Source organism: Collimonas sp. GW821-FHT02H07 (genome assembly GCF_059421505.1).
In genome coordinates this window covers 182,836-203,300 of sequence record NZ_JBWKVC010000013.1, presented here as the reverse complement: position 1 = coordinate 203,300, position 20,465 = coordinate 182,836, and the positions used below count along the sequence as shown (strand labels likewise).

General features: G+C 61.1%; 17 protein-coding genes and 1 pseudogene. 6 read left to right on the top strand and 12 right to left on the bottom strand.

Annotated elements, in window-relative coordinates:
* The 6 genes and pseudogenes from AC07V8_RS19980 to AC07V8_RS19955 all read right to left on the bottom strand — a co-directional run.
* Positions 1–218 (bottom strand): annotated as a pseudogene (locus AC07V8_RS19980) (IS110 family RNA-guided transposase); the annotation flags it as partial.
* Between the two features lie 393 nt (positions 219–611).
* The gene (locus AC07V8_RS19975) at positions 612–1,418 is read right to left on the bottom strand and encodes an ATP-binding cassette domain-containing protein (RefSeq protein WP_494679447.1); all 807 of its coding nucleotides are present in this window, start codon (positions 1,416–1,418) and stop codon (positions 612–614) included.
* Between the two features lie 30 nt (positions 1,419–1,448).
* A complete protein-coding gene (locus AC07V8_RS19970; RefSeq protein WP_494679446.1) occupies positions 1,449–2,558 on the bottom strand; it encodes a FecCD family ABC transporter permease in 1,110 nt (369 codons plus the stop codon).
* A 6-nt stretch (positions 2,559–2,564) separates the two neighbouring features.
* The gene (locus AC07V8_RS19965; protein WP_494679455.1) at positions 2,565–3,434 is read right to left on the bottom strand and encodes a heme/hemin ABC transporter substrate-binding protein; all 870 of its coding nucleotides are present in this window, start codon (positions 3,432–3,434) and stop codon (positions 2,565–2,567) included.
* Positions 3,435–3,460: 26 nt separating this feature from the next.
* Entirely contained in the window at positions 3,461–4,564 is a 1,104-nt protein-coding gene (locus AC07V8_RS19960; RefSeq protein ID WP_494679445.1) for a hemin-degrading factor, read from the bottom strand.
* A 27-nt stretch (positions 4,565–4,591) separates the two neighbouring features.
* Positions 4,592–6,760 (bottom strand): TonB-dependent hemoglobin/transferrin/lactoferrin family receptor, encoded by a 2,169-nt coding sequence (locus AC07V8_RS19955; RefSeq protein WP_494679444.1) that lies wholly within the window; start codon positions 6,758–6,760, stop codon positions 4,592–4,594.
* 450 nt (positions 6,761–7,210) lie between these two features.
* Here AC07V8_RS19955 and AC07V8_RS19950 point away from each other — a divergent pair, with 450 nt between their 5' ends.
* The gene (locus tag AC07V8_RS19950) at positions 7,211–7,474 is read left to right on the top strand and encodes a hypothetical protein (RefSeq protein ID WP_494679443.1); all 264 of its coding nucleotides are present in this window, start codon (positions 7,211–7,213) and stop codon (positions 7,472–7,474) included.
* 89 nt (positions 7,475–7,563) lie between these two features.
* Here the strand turns inward: AC07V8_RS19950 and AC07V8_RS19945 are convergent, their stop codons facing one another.
* Complete coding sequence (locus tag AC07V8_RS19945) at positions 7,564–7,971, bottom strand: VOC family protein (RefSeq protein WP_494679442.1); 408 nt, start codon at positions 7,969–7,971, stop codon at positions 7,564–7,566.
* An 87-nt stretch (positions 7,972–8,058) separates the two neighbouring features.
* Here AC07V8_RS19945 and AC07V8_RS19940 point away from each other — a divergent pair, with 87 nt between their 5' ends.
* A complete protein-coding gene (locus tag AC07V8_RS19940; protein ID WP_494679441.1) occupies positions 8,059–8,478 on the top strand; it encodes a DUF1810 domain-containing protein in 420 nt (139 codons plus the stop codon).
* A gap of 249 nt (positions 8,479–8,727) precedes the next feature.
* Here AC07V8_RS19940 and moeA read toward each other — a convergent pair whose 3' ends face one another.
* The 4 genes from moeA to AC07V8_RS19920 all read right to left on the bottom strand — a co-directional run bounded on the left by moeA (position 8,728) and on the right by AC07V8_RS19920 (position 15,128).
* Positions 8,728–9,960 carry a molybdopterin molybdotransferase MoeA gene (moeA, locus tag AC07V8_RS19935; RefSeq protein WP_494679454.1) on the bottom strand — a complete coding sequence of 411 codons (1,233 nt, stop codon included), beginning with the start codon at positions 9,958–9,960 and terminating at the stop codon, positions 8,728–8,730.
* Between the two features lie 74 nt (positions 9,961–10,034).
* Complete coding sequence (gene mobA, locus AC07V8_RS19930) at positions 10,035–10,583, bottom strand: molybdenum cofactor guanylyltransferase MobA (protein ID WP_494679453.1); 549 nt, start codon at positions 10,581–10,583, stop codon at positions 10,035–10,037.
* 89 nt (positions 10,584–10,672) lie between these two features.
* Positions 10,673–11,794 (bottom strand): GTP 3',8-cyclase MoaA, encoded by a 1,122-nt coding sequence (gene moaA / locus AC07V8_RS19925; protein ID WP_494679440.1) that lies wholly within the window; start codon positions 11,792–11,794, stop codon positions 10,673–10,675.
* Between the two features lie 214 nt (positions 11,795–12,008).
* Entirely contained in the window at positions 12,009–15,128 is a 3,120-nt protein-coding gene (locus AC07V8_RS19920) for an Rne/Rng family ribonuclease (protein ID WP_494679439.1), read from the bottom strand.
* 724 nt (positions 15,129–15,852) lie between these two features.
* Between AC07V8_RS19920 and AC07V8_RS19915 the strand changes: the two genes are divergently transcribed.
* The 4 genes from AC07V8_RS19915 to AC07V8_RS19900 all read left to right on the top strand — a co-directional run bounded on the left by AC07V8_RS19915 (position 15,853) and on the right by AC07V8_RS19900 (position 19,198).
* On the top strand, positions 15,853–16,959 hold the full coding sequence (locus AC07V8_RS19915) for an RluA family pseudouridine synthase (RefSeq protein WP_494679438.1): 1,107 nt from the start codon (positions 15,853–15,855) through the stop codon (positions 16,957–16,959).
* A gap of 109 nt (positions 16,960–17,068) precedes the next feature.
* The gene (locus AC07V8_RS19910; protein WP_098497593.1) at positions 17,069–17,728 is read left to right on the top strand and encodes an HAD-IIIA family hydrolase; all 660 of its coding nucleotides are present in this window, start codon (positions 17,069–17,071) and stop codon (positions 17,726–17,728) included.
* A 40-nt stretch (positions 17,729–17,768) separates the two neighbouring features.
* On the top strand, positions 17,769–18,155 hold the full coding sequence (locus AC07V8_RS19905) for a Rieske (2Fe-2S) protein (protein ID WP_494679437.1): 387 nt from the start codon (positions 17,769–17,771) through the stop codon (positions 18,153–18,155).
* 59 nt (positions 18,156–18,214) lie between these two features.
* The gene (locus tag AC07V8_RS19900) at positions 18,215–19,198 is read left to right on the top strand and encodes a S49 family peptidase (RefSeq protein WP_494679436.1); all 984 of its coding nucleotides are present in this window, start codon (positions 18,215–18,217) and stop codon (positions 19,196–19,198) included.
* A 513-nt stretch (positions 19,199–19,711) separates the two neighbouring features.
* On the opposite strand, the gene AC07V8_RS19895 is transcribed toward AC07V8_RS19900, so the two are convergent.
* Positions 19,712–20,464, bottom strand: coding sequence for an SAM-dependent methyltransferase (locus AC07V8_RS19895; protein WP_494679435.1), 753 nt, complete (start codon positions 20,462–20,464; stop codon positions 19,712–19,714).
* Between the last annotated feature and the right edge of the window lies 1 nt (position 20,465).

Here is a 20,465-nt window from a genome sequence, read left to right as displayed (position 1 = left end):
GCCAATGCCACCGGTTCATAGTAAATCCCGGTCGCCTCCATACAGACATGCAGTGCATCCTTCTCCACTTTCGACTTACTTAACCACATCAGGAGTAATTCGTATCCATCGGTAGAATTATCCACCACCTTGGCCTTGATCTTGCCGTTGACCAGCAAGGCAATATCGAGCTTCTTCTTGCTCACATCGATACCAACAATTGCGCGCACCGTTTCCATTTTTGACCTTTCTCGTATGCGGGCTTACGCACTAGGCGATGGCCCAAGATACCGTTCGGACTTATAAAATGAAACAGGCAGAGGCGCCTATCTGACCCACGTGCTTAACAACACTCAGTCTAATCGGCATCACTCCGCCCGACCGCTTCTACATCCTGATTATCTGATGGCGATGCGGTAGGCTCAATATACGAGAGTCGACTTTCGCGGCGCTTTTTCGCGAAACTCGACTCTGACCCCACATGACGGATTCGGAGAAAGGCAGGGTGCATTACATGGTTTTTTTAAAAGACTGGGTATGCACTCCGTGGTCTACTTAGCTACATGTCTTAAGCACGACGAAATACCAGCTTGCGATTTTCTGGCGGTATCGTCGGCAGTCCGCCTAAGTCGTCAAGCCGGCATCGCAAACGGCGGCTTGCCGGCCTGCCGCACCACTTCCACTTCAATCCCGAGGCAAGTCCTGACGATATCCGGCGTCATGCTCAGCGCTGGGGTGTCCTGCACCAGCAAGGCGCCGTCCGCCAGCCAGGCTAGCTGGTCGGCATAGCGCGCCGCCAGGTTGGGGTCATGCATGATCGCCAGCACGCCGATATGCCATTCCCTGGCCAGTTGCCGCAAGGTGCGCAGCAGATGATGCTGGTGCGCCAGATCGAGCGCGGCGGTCGGTTCGTCCAGCAGCAGATAGCGCGCCGCCGGGGTTTCCTGCTCGCTGGCCGCCGGCCGCAGCTGCGCCAGTACGCGCGCGAACTGCACCCGCGCCAGTTCGCCGCCGGAAAGCGTGGTGACGTCGCGGTCCGCCAGGGCGGCGGCGCCGGCCAGCGCCAGGGCTTCCATCGCAATCAGACGATCATTCACACCGCCGCCATGCGGATAGCGGCCCAGCAAGGCGATTTCCATCGCTGTGAAGGGGAAGGAGAACTGTACGCTTTGCGGCAGCACCGCACGGATTTGCGCGAGCTGCTGGGACGTGAACCGATCGAGGGCGATATGGTTGATCGATATCTGTCCGCTCAAGCGGGCATCGCCGCCTTGCAGCCCGCCGTGGAATTCTCCCGACATGGCTTTCAGCAGGCTGCTTTTGCCGGCGCCGTTACGGCCCAGCAAAGCTACGATCTGACCTGGCTGGATGCTCAGGTTCAGGTTGCGCAGGATGGTTTTGCCGCCGCGCTGTAGAGAAAGGTTGGTTGCCGCTAGCATGATGGTTTTCCAGAAAATTTTAGGATGACGCTACAAGCCGAGCTGCGTGCGGCGGCGCCACAGCAACACGATGAAGAATGGTCCGCCCAGCAGTGCCGTGAGAATCCCCAATGGCAGTTCCGCCGGCGCCGCCATGGTGCGCGCCGCCAGGTCGGCCAGCAGGGTCAGTAGCGCGCCGAACAGCATGGCGCCGGGCAGCACCACGCGCTGGTCCGGGCCGCAGGCGAGGCGGATGCAATGCGGCGCCACCAGGCCGATGAAGCCGATGGCGCCGGTGCAAGCCACCAGGCCGCCGACGCACAGCGAACTGACGATCAGCACCTGACGCTTGATGCGCTGCACCGGCACGCCCAGGTGCTGGGCTTCGGCTTCGCCCAGCAGCATGGCATTCAAGGCCGCTGAGTGGCGCGCCATGGCTGCCACGCACAGCAGCACCACGGGCGCAGCTACCGCCAGCAAGGACCAGTGTGCGCTAGCCAGGCTGCCGAGATTCCAGAAGGTCAGAGTGCGCAGCTGGGCATCGCCGGCGATAAAGCTGAGCACGCCGATGCCGGCCATCGAGATGGCATTGAAGGCGATCCCGGCCAGCAGCAGGATGGGCAGCGCCAGGCGGCCCTTGGCGGCGCCGATCCGGTAGACCAGCAGCGCCACCGCCAGGGCGCCGGCAAAGGCCGCCAGCATGGGCGCGTAGATGCCAACCACGCTTAATGCGCTTGGCCACAGCACGCCGCCGAGCACGATGATGATGGCGGCGCCCAGGGCGGCGCCGCTGGAGACGCCGATCAGGCCGGGATCGGCGAGCGGATTGCGGAACAAGGCTTGCAGCGCGCTGCCGGCGGCGCCGAAGCCGCAACCGACCAGCACCGCCAGCAGCACGCGCGGCATGCGGATATCCAGCAGCACCGCGCGCGCCTGCGCGTCCGCTGCCGAGAGTGCGGCGTCGGACCACAACAGCCGCGGCACCTGCCATGGATCGATGCGATAGGCGCCCAGTCCCGCGCACACCGTCATGACCACCAGCAGCACTAATGCCAGGACAGCCAGGACCATGCGCTGACGCGATTGGTGCGCGAGTGCCAGCGGCGAAATCGCAACGGTGGATGTTAATGGGCGTGCGGCGGCAGAGTAAGAAGACGACATAGCGAATCAGGCAGTCAGCTGAGCAGCAAGGCGGCGCAGGGCCGCCGGCAGCCGCGGGCCGAAGCCGAGCAGCAGCAAGGCGTCCATATCGGCGATTACACGCTTGTTGCGGGCAGCGGGAGTCAAGGCGAGGCCGGGCATCTTCAGCAACTGTGCGAGACCGCCCATGGAAGCCAGGCCTTCGCTGGTAGTCATCAGGACATCGGGCGCGGCGGCGATGGCGCTTTCGGCGGTCAGCGGCTTATAGCCTTTGAAGCCTTCCTTGCCGCCCAAGGCGTTGACGGCGCCGGCATAGCGGATCATGGCGTCGGCGGCGGTCTCGCGACCGGCGACCATGGCCTGGGTGCCGCTGTTGCTGAGGATGAACAGCACCCGCAATGGCGGTTTTCCCGCCTGTTGCTGTTGCCGGGTTTGAATGTTTGCCATGGCCGTCTGCCAGTCGCTGTCGAAGGTTTTAAGCAGACTGTCGCCGCGCGACGCCAGATCCAGCGCCTTGGCGCTGCCGCGGATCTTGTCGCGCACCGATTGCACATCGTGCTGTTCGGATAAGGTGATGACGCGCACGCCGGCAGCGGCGATCTGCTGCAATGCCGTCGGCGGACCGGCTTCGGCCGAAGCCAGCAGCAGGTCGGGGCGCAAGGACAGCACGCCTTCCGCCGACAGCGCGCGCTGGTAGCCCATCTTGGGCAGCGCCAGCGCGGCGGCCGGATAGGTGCTGGTGGTGTCGCTGCCAATCAGCATGGCGCCGGCATCCAGCGCATACACTACTTCCGTGATGGCGCCGCCGGCCACTGCTACCCGGAGCGGTCTGGGGTTGGCGGCGCTGGCCGGCAGCATGGTCAGCAGCATGCCGGCCGCAGCCGTTCCCAGCAGCATGCGCCGCTGGTTGTCGACAGGATGTTTCACGCTTGTGCCTCGGCTTCGGTTGGCAGCAGCGGCAGGCTCATGGCGGCCGCGCGCCATGCCGGCAGTTCCGGCTGGCCCGGCTTGCGCACGCCGAACAGCATGGCGATGGTGCCGCCGTCGGCGTCGAACAGTTCCAGCGAAGTGACTTCGCCGTCGCTGGTGGGTTTGCTGACGACCCAGCTGGAAGCGATCTTGTCTTCGCGCAGATGCAGGTTGAAGCCGGGATCCAGCACGTTCAGCCAGGGCCCCATCAGCTTGATGTTGGCGACGGGGCCGGAATGAATCTGGATCATGCCGCGATTGCCGACAAACACCATGATCGGCAAGCCGCTGGCCGCTGCCTGGTCGAGGATCAGGCGAACGGCGCCGTTGCCCACCTGACGAACGAATTGCGGCGGCGCCAGGCGCAGCGCCTGGGTGCGGCTGACGCCGAAATCGCGCAGCAGGCCGAAGAACTGGTGGGTGTCGCTCATGTTGCGCCAGGCGGTACGGAAGCCGTCGCCGTCGATTTCGGCATCATTCTTGTCGATGGCGGCCGGCGGCGCCGGTTCAACCGTGATGCCGGGCAGTTGCTGCGGATCGCGCCAGCGCGCCACCAGCGCATCGAAAGCTGCGTGGTTGCTGTGCTCGCGCAGAAATACCTTATGCACCGCTTCGCCGTGCAGGTCATAGAACTGCAAGCTTTTCTGCAAGCTGGTTTCGGTCCCGCGGGTGATTTCTTCGATGACGGCGCAGCCGAAATGCCACTGCTTGTAGAAAATCCGCAGATCGATGGCTTCGCCCAGCGCCAGGCCGACATGGCCGTTGTGGCTCATCTTTTCGTACAAGCCATCCTTTTCATGCACTACGTTGTCGTTGCGGGTCAGCGCCATGACCGCGCCCAGCTGCGGCACTTCTTCAAAAATCTCGATGAAATTCGGCAGCAGGCGGATCGCCTCGGCGCCGACGCAGGCGGCCAGCGCTTCGCCTTCGGAAACGCCGATGGCGGCAGCGGCGTCGCGGTTGCGCAGCTTTTGCTCGCGCTTGGCGGCAAGGAATTGCGCGCGCAGCTGCTGCATATCGGATTGCTGGGACTGCGGATTGCGAGTGGTGGTAAGCATCAGGTTCTCCTCCGGGAAATGGATGGGTTAGTACTGGAATTTCAAGCCGACGTTGAAACTGCGGCCGGGAGCCGTGTAGGCATCCTTGACGGTGGAGCTGTCAGCCAGTCCGCGCACGTCCGACCAGTTCCAGTACCGTCGGTTGAACAGGTTGTGGATGCCGGCGTACAGCGCCACGTTCTTGCTGATGTTGTAGCCGCCGCGCAGATCCATCACGAACGCCGCCGGCGGCGCGAAATCGGTCTGCTTGCTCATGTCGCTGCGGCGCTTGGCGCTTTGATAGATGACATCGGCCTGACCGTACCAGACTTCGCTCGGCTCGTAGCGCAGGCCGAGCACCGCCATGAATGGGTTGATGGTGTCGAGCGGTGTGCCGCCTTCGGTGTGGCCCTTGGTGTAGGCCATGCCGGCCTTGACGCCGATGCCGTTGGCGAGCTGCCAGTCGACTCTTGCTTCGGCGCCGCTGATGCGGGCCCTGGCACGGTTCACATACTGGTAGATCAGTGGATCGATGAAGGGGCGGCCGCTGCCGCCGACGATTTCCTGCGAGATGAAGTTGCTGTAGCGTCCCGTGAATGCCGCCACGCTGTAGCGCAGGACGTTGTCGCCGCCGCTCAGCTTGCCGCGCAAGCCCAGTTCGAAGGTATTGCTGGTTTCCGGTTTCAGGTCCGGGTTGCCGATGGTGGCGTAGCCGTAGATCGGATTGCCGAAGCTGTTGTTGACCTGGTCCGGGGTCGGCGTGCGGAAGCCGCGTGCGTACTGGATGTAAGGCAGCAAGGCAGGGCTGATTTCGACCATCAGCGCCAGCCGCGGCGACACTGCATTGCCACTGGACTTGGTCGGATTGCCGGTATAGGCCGGATCGTTCTGCTCCGGCGTCAGGCGGTAGCCGTCGAAGCGCAGGCCGGGCGTGATGCTGAGCGCGCCATTCTGCGACAGGCGGATTTCATCCTGGATGAAACTGCCGAACAAGGTGTAGTCGGTGTTGGGGAATGCTTTGTTAGGGAAGGGCGATTCGCCGACGCCAGGAATGGTGCCGTCGCGCAGGCCGCTGATGTGCGCCGTGCTGAGGTCGAAGCCATACACCAGCTTGTGCTGCAGGCTGCCAGCGGCAAAGCTGCTTTCGGCTTGCGCTGAACCGCCGACGGTGCGCTCCTGGTAGGTATTGTCGCGCGTGCGGTCCACCGCCGGGAACCGGTCTTCATAGGAAAACTGGTGGTTCTTCGCCTCCTGGAAGTAAAGCTGGGCGTGCGCGTTCTGGAACAAGCGGTTGGCGCTGTCCTTGAAGTCGTAAGCCAGGCTGTAGCGGTTGCGCTCCAGCTTGTCGTTGGCGCGTAGCGCCAGGGTGCTTTTGGTGACGGCGGACAGCACGTCCGAGTCGGTCTTCTGTTCCTGGTGGCTGATCGCCGCGCTGAAAGTGTCTTGCGCGCTGGCCTTGAACACCAGCTTGCCGAGCAGGGCATCGCCGTGGATATTCTGAGGATTGGCGGCATCGCGGTTCGGGCCGTTGATATTGCGCGTGCCTTTGGTGTCGACTTCGTGACCGTCGCGCTTGTTGGCGATCAGCAAGCCTTCAAAACGTTCACCGCCGAAAGCCGCGACCGCAGTGGTCGAGGTGCTGCCGTCGGTGGAATCGTAGGTCGGCTTGATCGAGAAGTAAGTCGGCTTGTTGAAGATTTTCAGGAAGTCGGCAGGATCCTTGGTGATGAAATTGACCGCGCCGGTCAGGCCGTCGCTGCCATACATGGCCGAGGCCGGACCGCGCAGGATTTCCACCCGCTTGTACATGTCCATCTCGACATAGTCGCCGCGGCCGGCTTCCAGCGGCCCAAATGAAAATGAACTGGGCAGGCGGATGCCGTCTTCCATCAGCAGGATGCGGTTGCCTTCCAGGCCACGGATATTAATGCCCTCGTTGCCGCCGCGGCCGCCTGCAGTGGCGGCGGAGGTCGGACGATATGGGCCGTGACGGACGGTCACGCCCGGTTCGTAGCGCAGCAGGTCCTTGACATCCCTGGGCTGCTGTTCCTCTATGGTGTCGGCGCTGATCACCGAGATGCTGCTGGGCGTCTGCGACACCGCGGTTTCGCTGCGGGTCGCCGTCACCGATATTTCATCGAACTTGTGAACGGCCGCGTGGTTGCCGGCCAATAGTGGCGGCGGCTCCGCAAATGCCGGCGCGGACGCCGCGCACATGGCGAGGATGGCAAAGTGAACGGCCGCAGGCAGCCTGCGCAGCCTCGGCGCCGCAAGGCGGTTTGAATAGGTATTGGGCAAAACGTCGTACTCCAGAACGATGCAGCATGTTTAGTGGCTGGCGTCGCTGGGAGTGCGGCTGGCTGAAAATAGATGTGAGGTGAGCAGGGTGGCGGAAAGCCGGGTGCACAGATTAATTATAAATGAGAATGATTATTATTTGTATTTTTTCGATTGGCAAAATATCAGCACGGATTTTTGGGATGGAATCCCATTCGGCGGCAGTTACATCTGGTAGCAACAATGCATTTCCTGAAACAGAGACCCCCTGTGCCCTGACCTATACTATGATCACGGCATGGCTTGTGCGGATGCTGCATTTCCTGCGCATCCGTTCGCCGCCGGCATTCATCGCAGCCTTCCGCCAGGGCTGCTTGCAAGGAGCTTATTATGCGCAAATTCATTTTTCTGGCCGTGGTCGCCCTGCTGGCAGGCTGCGCCACGGATGCCGAACGTTCGCTGCAGGCGCAGAAAGACGTCGACCAGATGATGCAAATCTACGGTCCGGCGTGCCAGCGGCTGGGATATAAAGCCGACTCCAACGAATGGCGCAATTGCGTACTGCGGCTGGACACCAAGAACAATGTCGAACGCTACCCGGTCACGACCACCTGCTTCGGCCATCCTGGCCTGTTCCAATGTAATACCTTCTGACGCTAGCCTGTTTTTATAGCGTTCTGTTGCTCGCCGGCCGGACATCAAGAGATTGATGTCCGGTTTTGCCGTGGCGCTCAGGTTTTTCTTCAAGCTGCCTGGACAGGTGGGGCGTCATGGCAGCACACGCAGATCTTGTTGCCGTCGGCATCGCGGAAATACGCGCCGTAGTAATGCGGATGGTATTCCAGGCGCAGGCCGGGCGGCCCTTCGCAGCTGCCGCCATGTTGCAGGGCCAAGCCATAGGCGGCGTCGACGGCGGCGCGGGTCGGCGCCAGCAGGGCGATCATCTGGCCATTGCCGGCAGCTGCGCTTGCGCCGTTGTACGGTGCGCCGATAATGAAGAGAGGGCGGGCATGGCCGGCCGCCATCCAGGCTGCCCAAGGTTTGCCGGCATCGCAGAATTTCAGCTGCAGATCCAGCTCTTTCATGAGCGCGGAATAAAAGCGGAACGCCCTCTGGAAGTCAGTGACGCCGACAAATACGTGAGAGATCATGCGCTTTTCCTTTCGGTCATTTACGTCGCAGGTGTTTTTCCAATTCTGACAGGGTATCAGGGCATGCCGTTTTTGCGGAGGAAAGCCATGGACGATCAATATAATCTGCAACGCTTCGTGGCTGCCCAGCAGCCGCTCTTCGATATCGCATGCGAAGAACTGCGCAAGGGCAGCAAGCGCAGTCACTGGATGTGGTTCATTTTTCCGCAGATCGAAGGACTGGGGCATAGCTCCATGGCGCACAAATTCGCCATCTCTTCTTTGGACGAAGCCAGTGCTTATCTTGCGCACCCATTGCTGGGACCTCGGCTGCTGGAATGCAGCCGGCTGGTGGCTGCCGTCGACGAGCGCTCGGCAGAAGATATTTTCGGCTATCCGGACTACATGAAATTCCAGTCATCCATGACCTTGTTTGCCAAGGCCGCTCCACAGCAGCAGGTGTTCAGCGATTGCCTGCAAAAATATTTTGGCGGAGTGCAGGATGCGGCCACGCTGGACAAGCTGTGACCGGTCCGCGTGTAAACCTCAGTTCCTGAATGCTGCGGGATATTCCCGTTGATACCAGCCGTTGGCGATGTCGTGATCGACGCTCAGGAACTCTCGTATTTTCGGAATCACGGCGAGGCCGATGCTGCACAGTAGCGCTCAGCGTCGCCATTTCGCTGACCAGCACCAGCATGAAAGGCCGGCCCAGTTGCTGCAGCTTGCGCCAGAATTGTCTGAGCATGGCTTAGGGTTCCTGGCCGGCGGCGGGGCTCAGATCAAACCGTCAAACAGGATCACTTCAACCTGGTCGCCGCTGGCGACGTCGGCTTGTTCATGCGCTAGCACGATCATGCAATTGGCCTCTGCCATGGAGCGCAGGATGCCTGAGCCTTGCGCAGCGGTAGGCCGCACCGACCACTTGCCGTCGCTCATGCTGAGGATGCCGCGCTGGTATTCCGTGCGTCCCGGACGCTTGCGGATGGCGACTGCGGCGGTGACGCGCATCAGCGGCAACGCCGGGGCTTGCGCGCCCATCATCTGCAGCAGCGCTGCGCGCGCAAAAAAGTAAAACGACACCATCACCGCCACCGGATTGCCTGGCAGGCCGAAGAACAACGCCTGCTTGCCGCCGGAGGCGATGCGGCCGAAGGCCAGCGGCCGGCCCGGGCGCATGCCGATTTTCCAGAAGGCGACGTCGCCCAGCTGCGCCATTATCTGCTTGGTATGGTCGGCATCGCCGACCGAGACGCCGCCGGAGGTGATGATGGCGTCGGCGTTCTCGCAAGCGCTGCGGAAGGCGGCTTCCAGCGCCACCGGATCGTCGCCCACCACGCCCATGTCGATGATGTCGCAGCCGAGGCGTTGCAGCATGCCGTACAGGGTGTAGCGGTTGGAATCGTAGACGCAGCCCGGTTCGAGTATTTCGCCGACCGAACGCAGCTCGTCGCCGGTGGAAAAGAAGGCAACGCGCAACCGCCGCCGCACCGGGATTTCAGCGATGCCGAGCGAAGCCAGCAAGCCGAGGTCGGCCGGACGCAGGATGCGGCCCTGCCGGATCGCCGGCGTGCCGGCTTTCAGGTCTTCGCCGGCCAGGCGGCGGTTGGCACCCGGCTTGACTGTCCCTGCCGGGATGGTGATCGCGCTGGCCGGGCCGCCAGCCGGAATCTGTACAAATTCCAGCGGAATCACGGTATCCAGGCCGGCCGGCATCAAGGCGCCGGTCATGATGCGGATCGCTTCGCCGCGGGCCGCCGTTCCTTCATGGGCGCGGCCGGCGTGGGAGGTGCCGGCCACGTTCAGGATGGTATCGCTATCCTGGCGCAGGTCGGCCGAGTTGAAGGCGTAGCCGTCCATCGCCGAGTTGTCGTGCGCGGGCACGTCGATGGGCGAGATGATGTCGTTCGCCAGCACCCGGTCCAGCGCGCTGCGCAGCGCCACTTTTTCAATCGCGCCGACCGGCGTGATGAAGGCGTGGATGATGGCCTGCGCCTGCGCCACCGGCATGGCCTGCGGATCGTAGTCCGACAGGCAGCTGGTGAGGGCGGACAAGGATGGCTGGTCTGGGTGGCTCAAGGTATTCAAAGGGTTCTTCTTGATGACTGCAATTGTTCTTCAGTATTGATGTTGCGGAAGGCATCGTTGTCGTCGAACAGCGCTTCGCAGTAATTGAGGCGCCGGTACCATGCCTCTATCTTACGTCCTCCGCCTTGCAGGTAGTCATTGAGATCGGTCAATAAACTGCTTTTCAGCAGCATGAAAACCGGTTGCGGCTGCCGTGTTTGCGTGTCGGCATCGATGGTAACGGCTACCGCCACGTCAGCATCGGCGTCTTGCAGAGCTTTTGCCAGGTTTTGCAGCAGATCGGGCGGCAAGTAGGGCGAGTCGCAGGGTGCGGTCAGCAGGTAGGGGGTAGGACAGTGGCGCAGGCCGGCCTGCAAGCCGGCCAGCGGTCCGGCGAAATCGGTCTGTTCATCCGGCCAGACCGGATAGCCGAAGGCCGCGTAGCGCTCCTGGTTGCGGTTGGCGTTGATGAGCAGGCTGCCGACTTGCGGCGCCAGCCGCGCAATCACCTGCGCCACCATGGCCTGGCCGTCCAGCAGCGCCAGGCCCTTGTCGACGCCGCCCATGCGCGTGCCACGGCCGCCGGCCAGTATCAGGCCGGTAGTCAGGCTGCGAAGGTCGGGGTGGGCATGGGTTTGCACGGCGCAGGTTCCGTTCAGCCGCCGATATACGACATTTCCACTTTCTTGCGGGCAGGCGCCAACCCTTCGGTATTCTGCGTGCGCTGCTCGGAATAGCGGTCGTCGCGCGCGCGCCATAGCTGGCCGATCACGCTGGAGATTTCGCGGTCGCTGCATTCGCTGCGTAGCAGGGCGCGCAGATCGTGACCGGCGCTGGCGAACAGGCAGGTGTACAGCTTGCCTTCGGTCGACAGGCGCGCCCGCGAGCAGTCGTGGCAAAAGGCCTGGGTGACGCTGGAAATCAAGCCGATTTCGCCGCTGCCATCGGCATAGCGCCAGCGCTGCGCCGTTTCGCCGAGGTAGTTGGCGGCGAGCGGCTGCATCGGCAATTCGCTCTGGATCAGCTGCGCTACTTCGGCGGAGGATACGACTTCATCCATTTTCCAGCCGTTGGAAGCGCCGACATCCATGTATTCGATAAAACGCAGGATGTACGGGGTGTTCTTGAAGTGGCGCGCCATCGGCAGGATTTCCTGCTCGTTGACGCCGCGCTTGACCACCATGTTGACCTTGATCGGGCCGAGCCCGACCTGGTGCGCCACGTCCAGGCCGTGCAGCACGTCGGCCACCGGGAAGTCGGCGTCGTTCATGCGTTTGAAAATCTCTTCATCCAAGGCGTCCAGCGATACCGTGACGCGCTTGAGGCCGGCGTCTTTCAGCGCCTGCGCCTTCTTCGCCAGCAGCGAACCGTTGGTGGTCAGGGTCAGGTCGAGTTCCTTGCCGTCCGGCGTCTTCAGCGCGCTCAGCATGGCGATCAGCTTTTCGATGTGCTTGCGCAGCAGCGGCTCGCCGCCGGTCAGGCGGATCTTGTGCACGCCGTGGGCGACAAACAGGCTGGCCAGGCGCGTGATTTCCTCGAACGACAGCAGGGCGGTATGCGGCAAAAATGCATAGTCCTTGTCAAACACCGCGCGCGGCATGCAATACACGCAACGGAAGTTGCAGCGGTCGGTCACCGAGATGCGCAGATCGTGCAGCGGCCGCCCCAGTTCATCCGCGATCAGGCCGTCGGGCGTTTCAAGTATGGAGGGCAAGGACAGGGGCGGCGGCAGGGAACTGCGGCGGCTGTCGATCAGCGGGATGACTTTCTTAGTCATGATGTGTTTCTTGGAAGGTATGCAAAATCTGCTGCTTCTATTTCTATACTAGGTGGTAACTTCTACAAGATACCATGGTCATCGGTTTTTGGCTCTAGCAGGCTGCAGATACAGCCTATGGCGCTGGCGCCAGACGTGACAAAGGGAGTCTGGGACTCCCTTTGTTGTCTTGTTATCTTGCTACGCCGCCATGTTGCCGGCGGCGCAGGTTGGCTTAGGACTGCGAGCGCTGGGTTTCGATCTGCACCAGCGGTTCGCTGACCTGGACCGGCGCCGGCTTGCGTTCACGCGGTACGCGTGGCGCGGCGACGATGCTGGCGTTGGCTTCCTGGGCTGCGCGCAGCTTGCTCGGATCGGTTGCTGCCAGTGTCAGGCCTGCTGCCGCCAGGACAGTTTGCAGGTCTTCCACCTTTGGCGAGGAGCTCGAGACCGCGACCTTGACTTCAGCTGGTGCTGCTTCTACCGGTGCTGGCGCAACTGCTGCCGGTGCTGGTGCAAGCACAACCGGGGCCGGCTCAACGACGACCGGGGCCGGCGCTTCTACCTGTGCGACGACGTGTTCAACCGCGGCTGGCGCTGCCACTGTCGTCAACAGCGGTTCGACTACCGGATCGGCTGCTACCGGCGCTGCCACGACTGCTTCAGGCTCGGCGACCGTTGGCGCAGGAGCAACCGGAATCCACACTGGCGCGGACGCCGGTGCTTCTTCGATGGCTGCTGCCGGGACGACTTCCGTCACTGCGGCAACTTCCTGCGGCACCAGCGGTGCTGCGATCGCATTCGACAGGGCTGTCGGTGCGAACGTCTCTGGCTGGGCCGGAGTTGCAACTTCTTGCGAGACAGGTACCGAAGATGCCATCATCGGCACATGGCTATCGACCTCTTGTGCCGGTGCGGCAACAGGCTGCACGGCGACAGGTTCGGCTTCATGAGCAGTGACGGGAACGACTGCGGGAGCGACTGCCGGAGCTGCATCGGCTGCCGCAACTTCGTCAGCTACGCCGCTTTCGCCGGCTTCCATGTCATCGCTGCCTTCGGTAGCATCGCTTGCGTCACGATCACGGCGATTACGGTTACGGCCACCGCGGCGGCGACGGCGACGCGGTTCTTCGTCACCTTCTGCCTTGGTTTCGACGCGGCCGCTATCGAGCTGGACTGCGTCGCCGCTTTCGGCAACGGCGGCCACAGCCAAACCGGCGCCGGCGGCAGCAACTACGCCGCCCTTGAGCAAGGTTTCATCGACTTTGACTTCGCTCAGGTTTTCCTTGCGCTCTTCGCGTGGCGGACGCGGTGGGCGTTCGCTGCGTTCGCGCTTGCCTTCGCGGCCTTCGGTGCTGCGGGTATCGGCCTTGCTTTCGTTGGCTTCGCGCTGTTCCCTTGGCTCCCGCGGTTCGCGTGGCGGACGTGGCGGACGGGCTTGCTGGGTCTTGGCTTCAGCAGTCTCGGTCACTACCGGCTTCTTGGCGCTGTCTTCACGCGTTTCGCTACCGTCGCGGTTGCGGCCGCCACGGTTGCGGCCGCGCTGGCCACGGTTGTTGCGGTCGCCGCGATCGTTACGGTCGCGCTGCTGCGCGCTCTTGGTTTCGGTCGTTGCGGCAGGTGCAGCAACTGGCGCTGCCGGCTTGCTGAAGAAGAAGCCGAAGATCTTGCCGAGGAAGCCGGTTTCTGCCGGAGCCGCTGCTGCGACTGGTTGTGCTTCCACCGGTTTGCGCTCGACGATAGGGGCCGGCTGGTCCGGCGTGATGCCCTTGACCACGGCTTCCTGACGCGGCTTGCCTTCTTCTTTCTGGGTTTTGTTGTAACCGATATCGGTATCGGCTTGCTCTGCCATCGCATAGCTGGCCTGGGTTTCTTCCAGGCGCGGATCGTCGTGCTTCAGGCGTTCCAGCTTGTAGTGCGGGGTTTCCAGATGCTTGTTCGGGATCAGGATGATGCTGACCCGGTGACGCGTTTCGATCTTCAGGATCTCGCCGCGCTTCTCGTTCAGCAGGAAGGCGGCGACGTCGACTGGCGCCTGGACGTGGATCGCCGCCGAGTTTTCTTTCATCGCTTCTTCCTGGATGATGCGCAGGACTTGCAAAGCGGACGATTCGGTATCGCGGATGTGGCCGGTGCCGTTGCAGCGCGGGCAAGTCACGTGGCTGCCTTCCGACAGCGACGGACGCAGGCGCTGGCGCGACAGTTCCATCAGGCCGAAGCGCGAGATCTTGCCCATCTGGACGCGGGCGCGATCGTAGCGCAGGGCGTCTTTCAGGCGGGTTTCGACTTCGCGCTGGTTCTTGGAGTTCTCCATGTCGATGAAGTCGATCACGATCAAACCGCCGAGGTCGCGCAAACGCAATTGGCGCGCAACTTCTTCCGCTGCTTCGCAATTGGTGTTGAATGCGGTGGTTTCGATGTCGCCGCCGCGGGTCGCACGCGCCGAGTTGACGTCCACCGACACCAGGGCTTCGGTATGGTCGATCACGATGGCGCCGCCGGATGGCAGGGGCACGGTGCGCGAATACGCGGTTTCGATCTGATGTTCGATCTGGAAGCGGGAGAACAGCGGCACGTCGTCGCGGTAGCGCTTAACGCGGTGCACCATGTCAGGCATGACGTGGGCCATGAACTGCTGGGCCTGGTCGTGGATTTCGTCGGTGTCGATCAGGATTTCGCCGATGTCCGGCTGGAAATAGTCGCGGATCGCGCGGATCACCAGCGACGATTCCTGGTAAATCAGGAAGGCGCCCTTGCCTTGCGTGCCGGCGCCTTCGATGGCGCGCCAGAGTTGCATCAGGTAGTTCAAATCCCATTGCAGTTCGTCAACGTTACGGCCGATGCCGGCAGTACGGGCGATCACCGACATGCCGCTAGGCAGGTCCAGCTGATCCATGGTTTCGCGCAGTTCCTGGCGATCTTCGCCTTCGACCCGGCGCGATACGCCGCCGCCGCGCGGATTGTTCGGCATCAGGACCAGGTAACGGCCGGCCAGCGAGACGAAGGAGGTCAGGGCTGCGCCCTTGTTGCCGCGCTCTTCCTTTTCGACCTGGACCATGATTTCCTGGCCTTCGCGCAGGGCGTCCTTGATCGATGCGGTGCGGACGTCGACGCCTTCCTTGAAGTAGGTGCGGGCGACTTCCTTGAACGGCAAGAAGCCATGACGCTCTTCACCGTAGTTGACGAAGCAGGCTTCCAGCGACGGCTCGATACGGGTAATCACACCTTTGTAGATATTGGACTTGCGTTGTTCGCGTCCGGTGGTTTCGATATCGATGTCGATGAGCTTTTGCCCGTCAACAATAGCCACGCGCAGTTCTTCCTGCTGCGTAGCATTAAACAACATGCGTTTCATTTTTTCGCTCCGTGACCCTTGGGTCAATTCAATGGCGCTTAATGATGCTGTTCTTCAGCATTCTGTCAGCGCCAAAAAGTACAGGGATGTACGCGAGAACGGAGTGTCTGGGGGGAGAGAATTGCCTTAGTGTGCCAGCGCCTTATCTGCTAGGAAGCAGGGCGCGGTGCACAGGCGCGGATACAGTGCTGTCGGACGAGGTTTCTGCAAACCTGCTGCGCGTTTCAATCTCTGGTCTGCGATGCTCGCTGTACTTTCGTACAGCTGCGCTTCTCTACCAGACCTTGAACCGCTCGCGACGGTTTTCAGATGCCTCTTACTGAAAACTACCAGCGTGCACCAGTACAGCGTCTTGCAGTTCGCGGATCGCGAGCATGACGCCGGGCGGTGAGCAGCTTGATAGAGCCAAATGAAGCATTGGTTTCAGTAAAGTTAATCGACTTGTTTATAAGCACTACATCAACCGGCGAGCTCGTCGCGACTGAATCGCATCGGGCTCGCCGGACTTTATCCTAATCATCCAGACATTCTTGTTCAGCATCCGTGCGCGCTATCCGATGACAACAACGGTGCGACCTTGACTCGCGCAGGGGTGATGCGTACACATTTCCCATCAAATTTGCAAATTGGCGAGGCTGATGGGGACGCCCCTGTGTAGAATGGTCTTTTTATTCTTACACCAGCAACTGTTTCTGAACAGTCGCGCAACAATTATATATTCAAAATGAAGGACTTAGCGAGATTTTCTGGAGGGCGAGTCAAGTCTCGCCCGGAGCCGCGGATGCAAGCCGCGGCCAAGCACAAGGCTGAGCCCAAAGTAGCCGTGGAGCAAGAGGTGAAGCCGCCTCCGGCCCCGCTGCAAGTTCAACTGCTGACCATAGGCGAAGAGGATGCCGGTCAACGGATCGACAATTTTTTGTTGCGTATTTGCAAAGGTGTGCCCAAAAGCCATATTTACCGCGTGCTGCGTTCGGGCGAGGTAAGGGTCAATAAAGGCCGTATCGACCAGACCTATCGTTTGCTGGAAGGCGATGTGATCCGGGTGCCGCCGATCCGTATTGCTGAAAAACAAGAGCAGGTCGTGCCGGGCGCCGAATTCAAGATATTGCTTGAAGATAATCATATGCTGGTGATCGACAAGCCGGCCGGAGTTGCGGTGCATGGCGGATCCGGCGTCAGCTACGGCGTCATCGAGCAACTGCGGGCGGCGCGTCCGCAAGCCAAGTTCCTGGAACTGGTGCACCGGCTGGATCGCGATACCTCCGGGATTTTGTTGTTGGCAAAGAAACGTTCGGCGCTGACCAATCTGCACGAACAGATGCGCGACGGCGATACCGACAAGCGATACCTGGTATTGGTGCACGGCGATTGGCAGAACGAACGTCAGCATATTAAATTGGCCCTGCATAAATATACGGCGGCCGATGGCGAACGCCGGGTGCGGGTGCAGGCCGACGGCCAGGCATCGCACACCATCTTCAACCTGATTCGCCGCTACGGCGACTATGCCTTGCTGGAAGCGGAATTGAAGACCGGGCGCACGCACCAGATCCGGGTCCATCTGTCCTCCAGCGGTTTTGCCATCGCCGGCGACGACAAGTATGGCGATTTTGCGCTGAATCGCGCCTTGCAGAAGGCGGATGGCCAGCGCATTGCCCTGAAGCGGATGTTTTTGCATGCCTATCAGATTACCTTTGCCCATCCCGAGACCGGCAAGCCGGTGACCTTGAAGGCGCCGTTGCCGCCGGAATGTGAAAAATTCCTGAAAAGTTTGCCTCAGGAAAATACATCGAATGTTGCTCCGGCACCATCACGCATCACGGGCGATTAGAATATCAGTTAGTATTTATCTATCTATTGGTTTGCCGATCGCCGATTGCGCATTGTCGGCCGGCAGGCAAAACCCATGAACAGGAGCTGGCAAGCGATTGCCGGGCAATATGGCAAGAAAGAATTTTGACTTAATCGTATTTGATTGGGATGGCACCTTGATGGACAGCACCGCCATCATCGTGAAATGTATCCAGGCTGCGGCCAGGGACTTGGGCTTGCCGATTCCGGACAACAAGGCGGCTTCGCATGTGATCGGACTCGGCCTGGGCGAAGCAATGCAGGTCGCGATGCCGGGTCTGGACGCCAGCCAGTATCCGCGTGTGGTGGAGCGCTATCGTTATCATTATCTGGCGCAGGACCAGGACCTGACCCTGTTCGACGGCGTCCGCGAAATGCTGGCCGATCTGTCGCAGCAAGGTTATTTCCTGGCGATCGCCACCGGCAAGAGCCGGGTCGGGCTGAACCGCGCCTTGCACGAAACCAAGCTGCTGTCGGTGTTCGATGCTACTCGCTGCGCCGACGAAACCTTCTCCAAGCCGCATCCTGCCATGCTGCAGGAACTGACGCGCGAGCTGGGCCAGGATCTGAAGCGGACGGTGATGATCGGCGACACCACGCATGATCTGCAGATGGCGATCAATGCCGGCGCCGCCGGTATCGCGGTACAGTACGGCGCTCATCCGGCGCATGAACTGAATGCGCTGAAGCCGCTGTTCAGCGCGACGTCGACGCCGCAGCTGCACGACTGGCTGATCAATAACGCCTGAATTTAAAACGGATGCAGGTTGCCAACGAGAGTGCCAAGCGATGTCTGAACAAACCGTAAATAGTCTGCGCATTCCCATCTGCGCTTCCGCCGCCCTGGTGGAGCGCGGCAAGGGCGTGCGTTTTCCGGTGACCGCATGGGGCGACGATGCGGTGGCGTTTGCCGTCCGCTATGACAATGTCGTGCATGCCTACCTGAACCGTTGCGCTCACGTGGCGATGGAGCTGGACTGGAACGAAGGCGATTTCTTCGAATCCAGCGGTCTGTACTTGATGTGCGCCACCCACGGCGCAGTGTATGAGCCGGAAACCGGCCGCTGCGCCGGCGGCCCCTGCCGCGGCGGACGCCTGCACAAGATTTTAGTTGAAGAAAGCAATGATCAGGTGTTCTGGATCCCTGATGAATATGTGCGGCCGGCGCTAGCCTGATCTGGCCTGGCGACCTGCGCATATTGAACGATCCCTGATAATCGACGTGAGTGAGCACCATGAGCAATAACGAATTTGATAATGTTGAGTCCGCGCTGCCGGCAAAAAAAGAAGGCTGGGAACGCGAGCTGCTGGAAAAGCTGGCGTTTGCCTCGTTGCGCGAGCAGCGCGCCCGCCGTCGCTGGGGCATCTTCTTCAAGCTGGCGGTCCTGGGTGTGATCGGCTTTGCCTTTTGGCTGGGCATCAATTACGAAGGCTCGGATACGCAAACCGTCGGCGCCCATACTGCGCTGGTGAAGATCAACGGCGCCATCGAATCGGAAGGCAACGGCTCCGCCGGCGTGGTGGTGCCGGCGCTCGACAATGCTTTCGCCGCCGATGATTCGGTCGGCGTGATCTTGCGCATCAACAGTCCTGGCGGCAGCCCGGTGCAGGCCGGCATCATCAATGATGAAATCACCCGCTTGCGCAAGGAGTATCCGAACAAGCCCTTGTATGTGGTGGTCGACGAGATGTGCGCTTCCGGCGGCTACTACATCGCTGCCGCGGCCGACAAGATCTATGTCAACAAGGCCAGCATCGTCGGCTCGATCGGCGTGCTGATGGATGGCTTCGGCTTTACCGGCTTGATGGACAAGGTCGGCGTCGAGCGGCGCCTGCTGACTGCAGGCGAGAACAAGGGCTTCCTCGATCCGTTCAGCCCGATGAGCACGACGCAAAAAGGTTATGCGCAAACCATGCTGGCGGAGATTCATCAGCAGTTCATCGACGTTGTCCGCAAGGGCCGCGGCGCGCGTCTGAAGGAAACGCCGGAAACCTTTTCCGGCCTGTTCTGGAGCGGCTCCAAGGCAATCGACATGGGCCTGGCGGACGGTTACGGCACGGTCGACAGCGTGGCGCGCGATGTCTTGAAGCAGGAAGATATTGTCGATTACACCAAGAGCGAAGGTTTGCCTGAACGCGTGTTGAAAAAATTTGGCGTGGCGATGGGCGCCGGCGTGGTGCAGTCGCTGGCGAACCAGGTGCAGCCTAGCCTGCGTTGAGTTTTCTGCAATGATTTTTTCGCATTGAATTTTCGCGTTGGATTTTATTTAACGAGCCCGTTCGCGAGAAATCGCCGGCGGGTTTTTTATAAAACAACGAATGTTGAAAGCGTTATAAGGTAATACCGTATTACCGTAATTCGCCTTGTATCTTGGCGTTCCTGGCGTATATTGAAGGGACCAAAGGAATAGCGAACGGAGGAGGCGAATATAGAAACAGCAAACTCGTTGGCCACTCAGTTGCAATTGTTTCGGTAGCAAAGAATCATTCCAGCGGCAATACAACCCCTTGCTTTGGAATCGTTGTTGATTACCGGACAAACCACCGCATCATTGATGCGGCACCGAGAAGTTTTCGACTTCTCAACCCCTGTCTTTCGAGACTAGCAAAAACGGCGACGGCGCAATACCGTTGCCGTTTTGCATTTGGAGCACCGTCTTCGCTACTGCAAAAAATTGTGTGCCGATCAGTTGGAAAGCGTGCCCCGGTTTTCCCGTGTGCCTGCCTGAAAATTACTGCGCCAAAAATAAAAACACGGTCGGCTTCTTGTGGAAATCAGGATGCTTGCCGGCCGCCAGCGCGCTCTTCCATTTGGCTGCGGTCTGCGTCCGGATGGTTTCGCTGGGCAGGGTCAGGTCGGTGGCGACGCAAATCAGCGTGCCGGCCTGGCAACTGTTGGCCAGCGCTTCCAGGAAGGCGCCGTTGCGATAGGGTGTTTCAATGAACAGCTGGGTTTGTTGATCCTGGCGCGAACGCAGCTCTAGCGCTTTGATGCGCTTGCCGCGCTGCTCGGCATCGGTCGGCAGGTAGCCGTTGAAGGCAAAGCTCTGGCCGTTGAGGCCGCTGCCCATGACCGCCAGCAGCAGGGACGAAGGACCGACCAGCGGCCGCACCTGGATGTTGTGCGCATGCGCCAGCCGCACCAGGTTGGCGCCGGGATCGGCTACCGCCGGCACGCCGGCTTCCGAAATCAAGCCAGCATCCTGGCCTGCCAGGATAGGCGCAAGCAAGGCCGGCAAGGCAGCGCTGGCGGTATTCACGTTGAGTTCGGCGATCTGGATTTCCTGCAGCGGCCTGGCCAGCGGCTGGACGGCATCGACCAGCTTCAGGAATGCGCGGGTAGTCTTTGCGTTTTCGGCAATGAAATAGGCGAGGCTGGCGGTCAGCGCCTGAACTTCGGCTGGAATGACGGCGGCCAGCTGCTGTGTCGGCGTGGCATCGCTTAGACCGAGGGTATTGGGAATCAAGTACAAGGTGCCTGGCATG

Excerpts from the sequence above, each read along its gene's own strand:
- AC07V8_RS19895 (WP_494679435.1), bottom strand. The coding sequence starts at position 20,464 with ATGCCAGGCACCTTGTACTTGATTCCCAATACCCTCGGTCTAAGCGAT.
- AC07V8_RS19975 (WP_494679447.1), bottom strand. The coding sequence starts at position 1,418 with ATGCTAGCGGCAACCAACCTTTCTCTACAGCGCGGCGGCAAAACCATC.
- AC07V8_RS19940 (WP_494679441.1), top strand. The coding sequence starts at position 8,059 with ATGGACGATCAATATAATCTGCAACGCTTCGTGGCTGCCCAGCAGCCG.
- AC07V8_RS19915 (WP_494679438.1), top strand. The coding sequence starts at position 15,853 with ATGAAGGACTTAGCGAGATTTTCTGGAGGGCGAGTCAAGTCTCGCCCG.
- AC07V8_RS19970 (WP_494679446.1), bottom strand. The coding sequence starts at position 2,558 with ATGTCGTCTTCTTACTCTGCCGCCGCACGCCCATTAACATCCACCGTT.
- AC07V8_RS19960 (WP_494679445.1), bottom strand. The coding sequence starts at position 4,564 with ATGCTTACCACCACTCGCAATCCGCAGTCCCAGCAATCCGATATGCAG.
- AC07V8_RS19945 (WP_494679442.1), bottom strand. The coding sequence starts at position 7,971 with ATGATCTCTCACGTATTTGTCGGCGTCACTGACTTCCAGAGGGCGTTC.
- AC07V8_RS19910 (WP_098497593.1), top strand. The coding sequence starts at position 17,069 with ATGGCAAGAAAGAATTTTGACTTAATCGTATTTGATTGGGATGGCACC.
- AC07V8_RS19900 (WP_494679436.1), top strand. The coding sequence starts at position 18,215 with ATGAGCAATAACGAATTTGATAATGTTGAGTCCGCGCTGCCGGCAAAA.
- AC07V8_RS19950 (WP_494679443.1), top strand. The coding sequence starts at position 7,211 with ATGCGCAAATTCATTTTTCTGGCCGTGGTCGCCCTGCTGGCAGGCTGC.
- AC07V8_RS19920 (WP_494679439.1), bottom strand. The coding sequence starts at position 15,128 with ATGAAACGCATGTTGTTTAATGCTACGCAGCAGGAAGAACTGCGCGTG.
- AC07V8_RS19965 (WP_494679455.1), bottom strand. The coding sequence starts at position 3,434 with ATGCTGCTGGGAACGGCTGCGGCCGGCATGCTGCTGACCATGCTGCCG.
- AC07V8_RS19905 (WP_494679437.1), top strand. The coding sequence starts at position 17,769 with ATGTCTGAACAAACCGTAAATAGTCTGCGCATTCCCATCTGCGCTTCC.
- moeA (WP_494679454.1), bottom strand. The coding sequence starts at position 9,960 with ATGCCGGTGGCGCAGGCGCAGGCCATCATCCACGCCTTCATCACGCCG.
- AC07V8_RS19955 (WP_494679444.1), bottom strand. The coding sequence starts at position 6,760 with ATGTGCGCGGCGTCCGCGCCGGCATTTGCGGAGCCGCCGCCACTATTG.
- moaA (WP_494679440.1), bottom strand. The coding sequence starts at position 11,794 with ATGACTAAGAAAGTCATCCCGCTGATCGACAGCCGCCGCAGTTCCCTG.
- mobA (WP_494679453.1), bottom strand. The coding sequence starts at position 10,583 with ATGGGCGGCGTCGACAAGGGCCTGGCGCTGCTGGACGGCCAGGCCATG.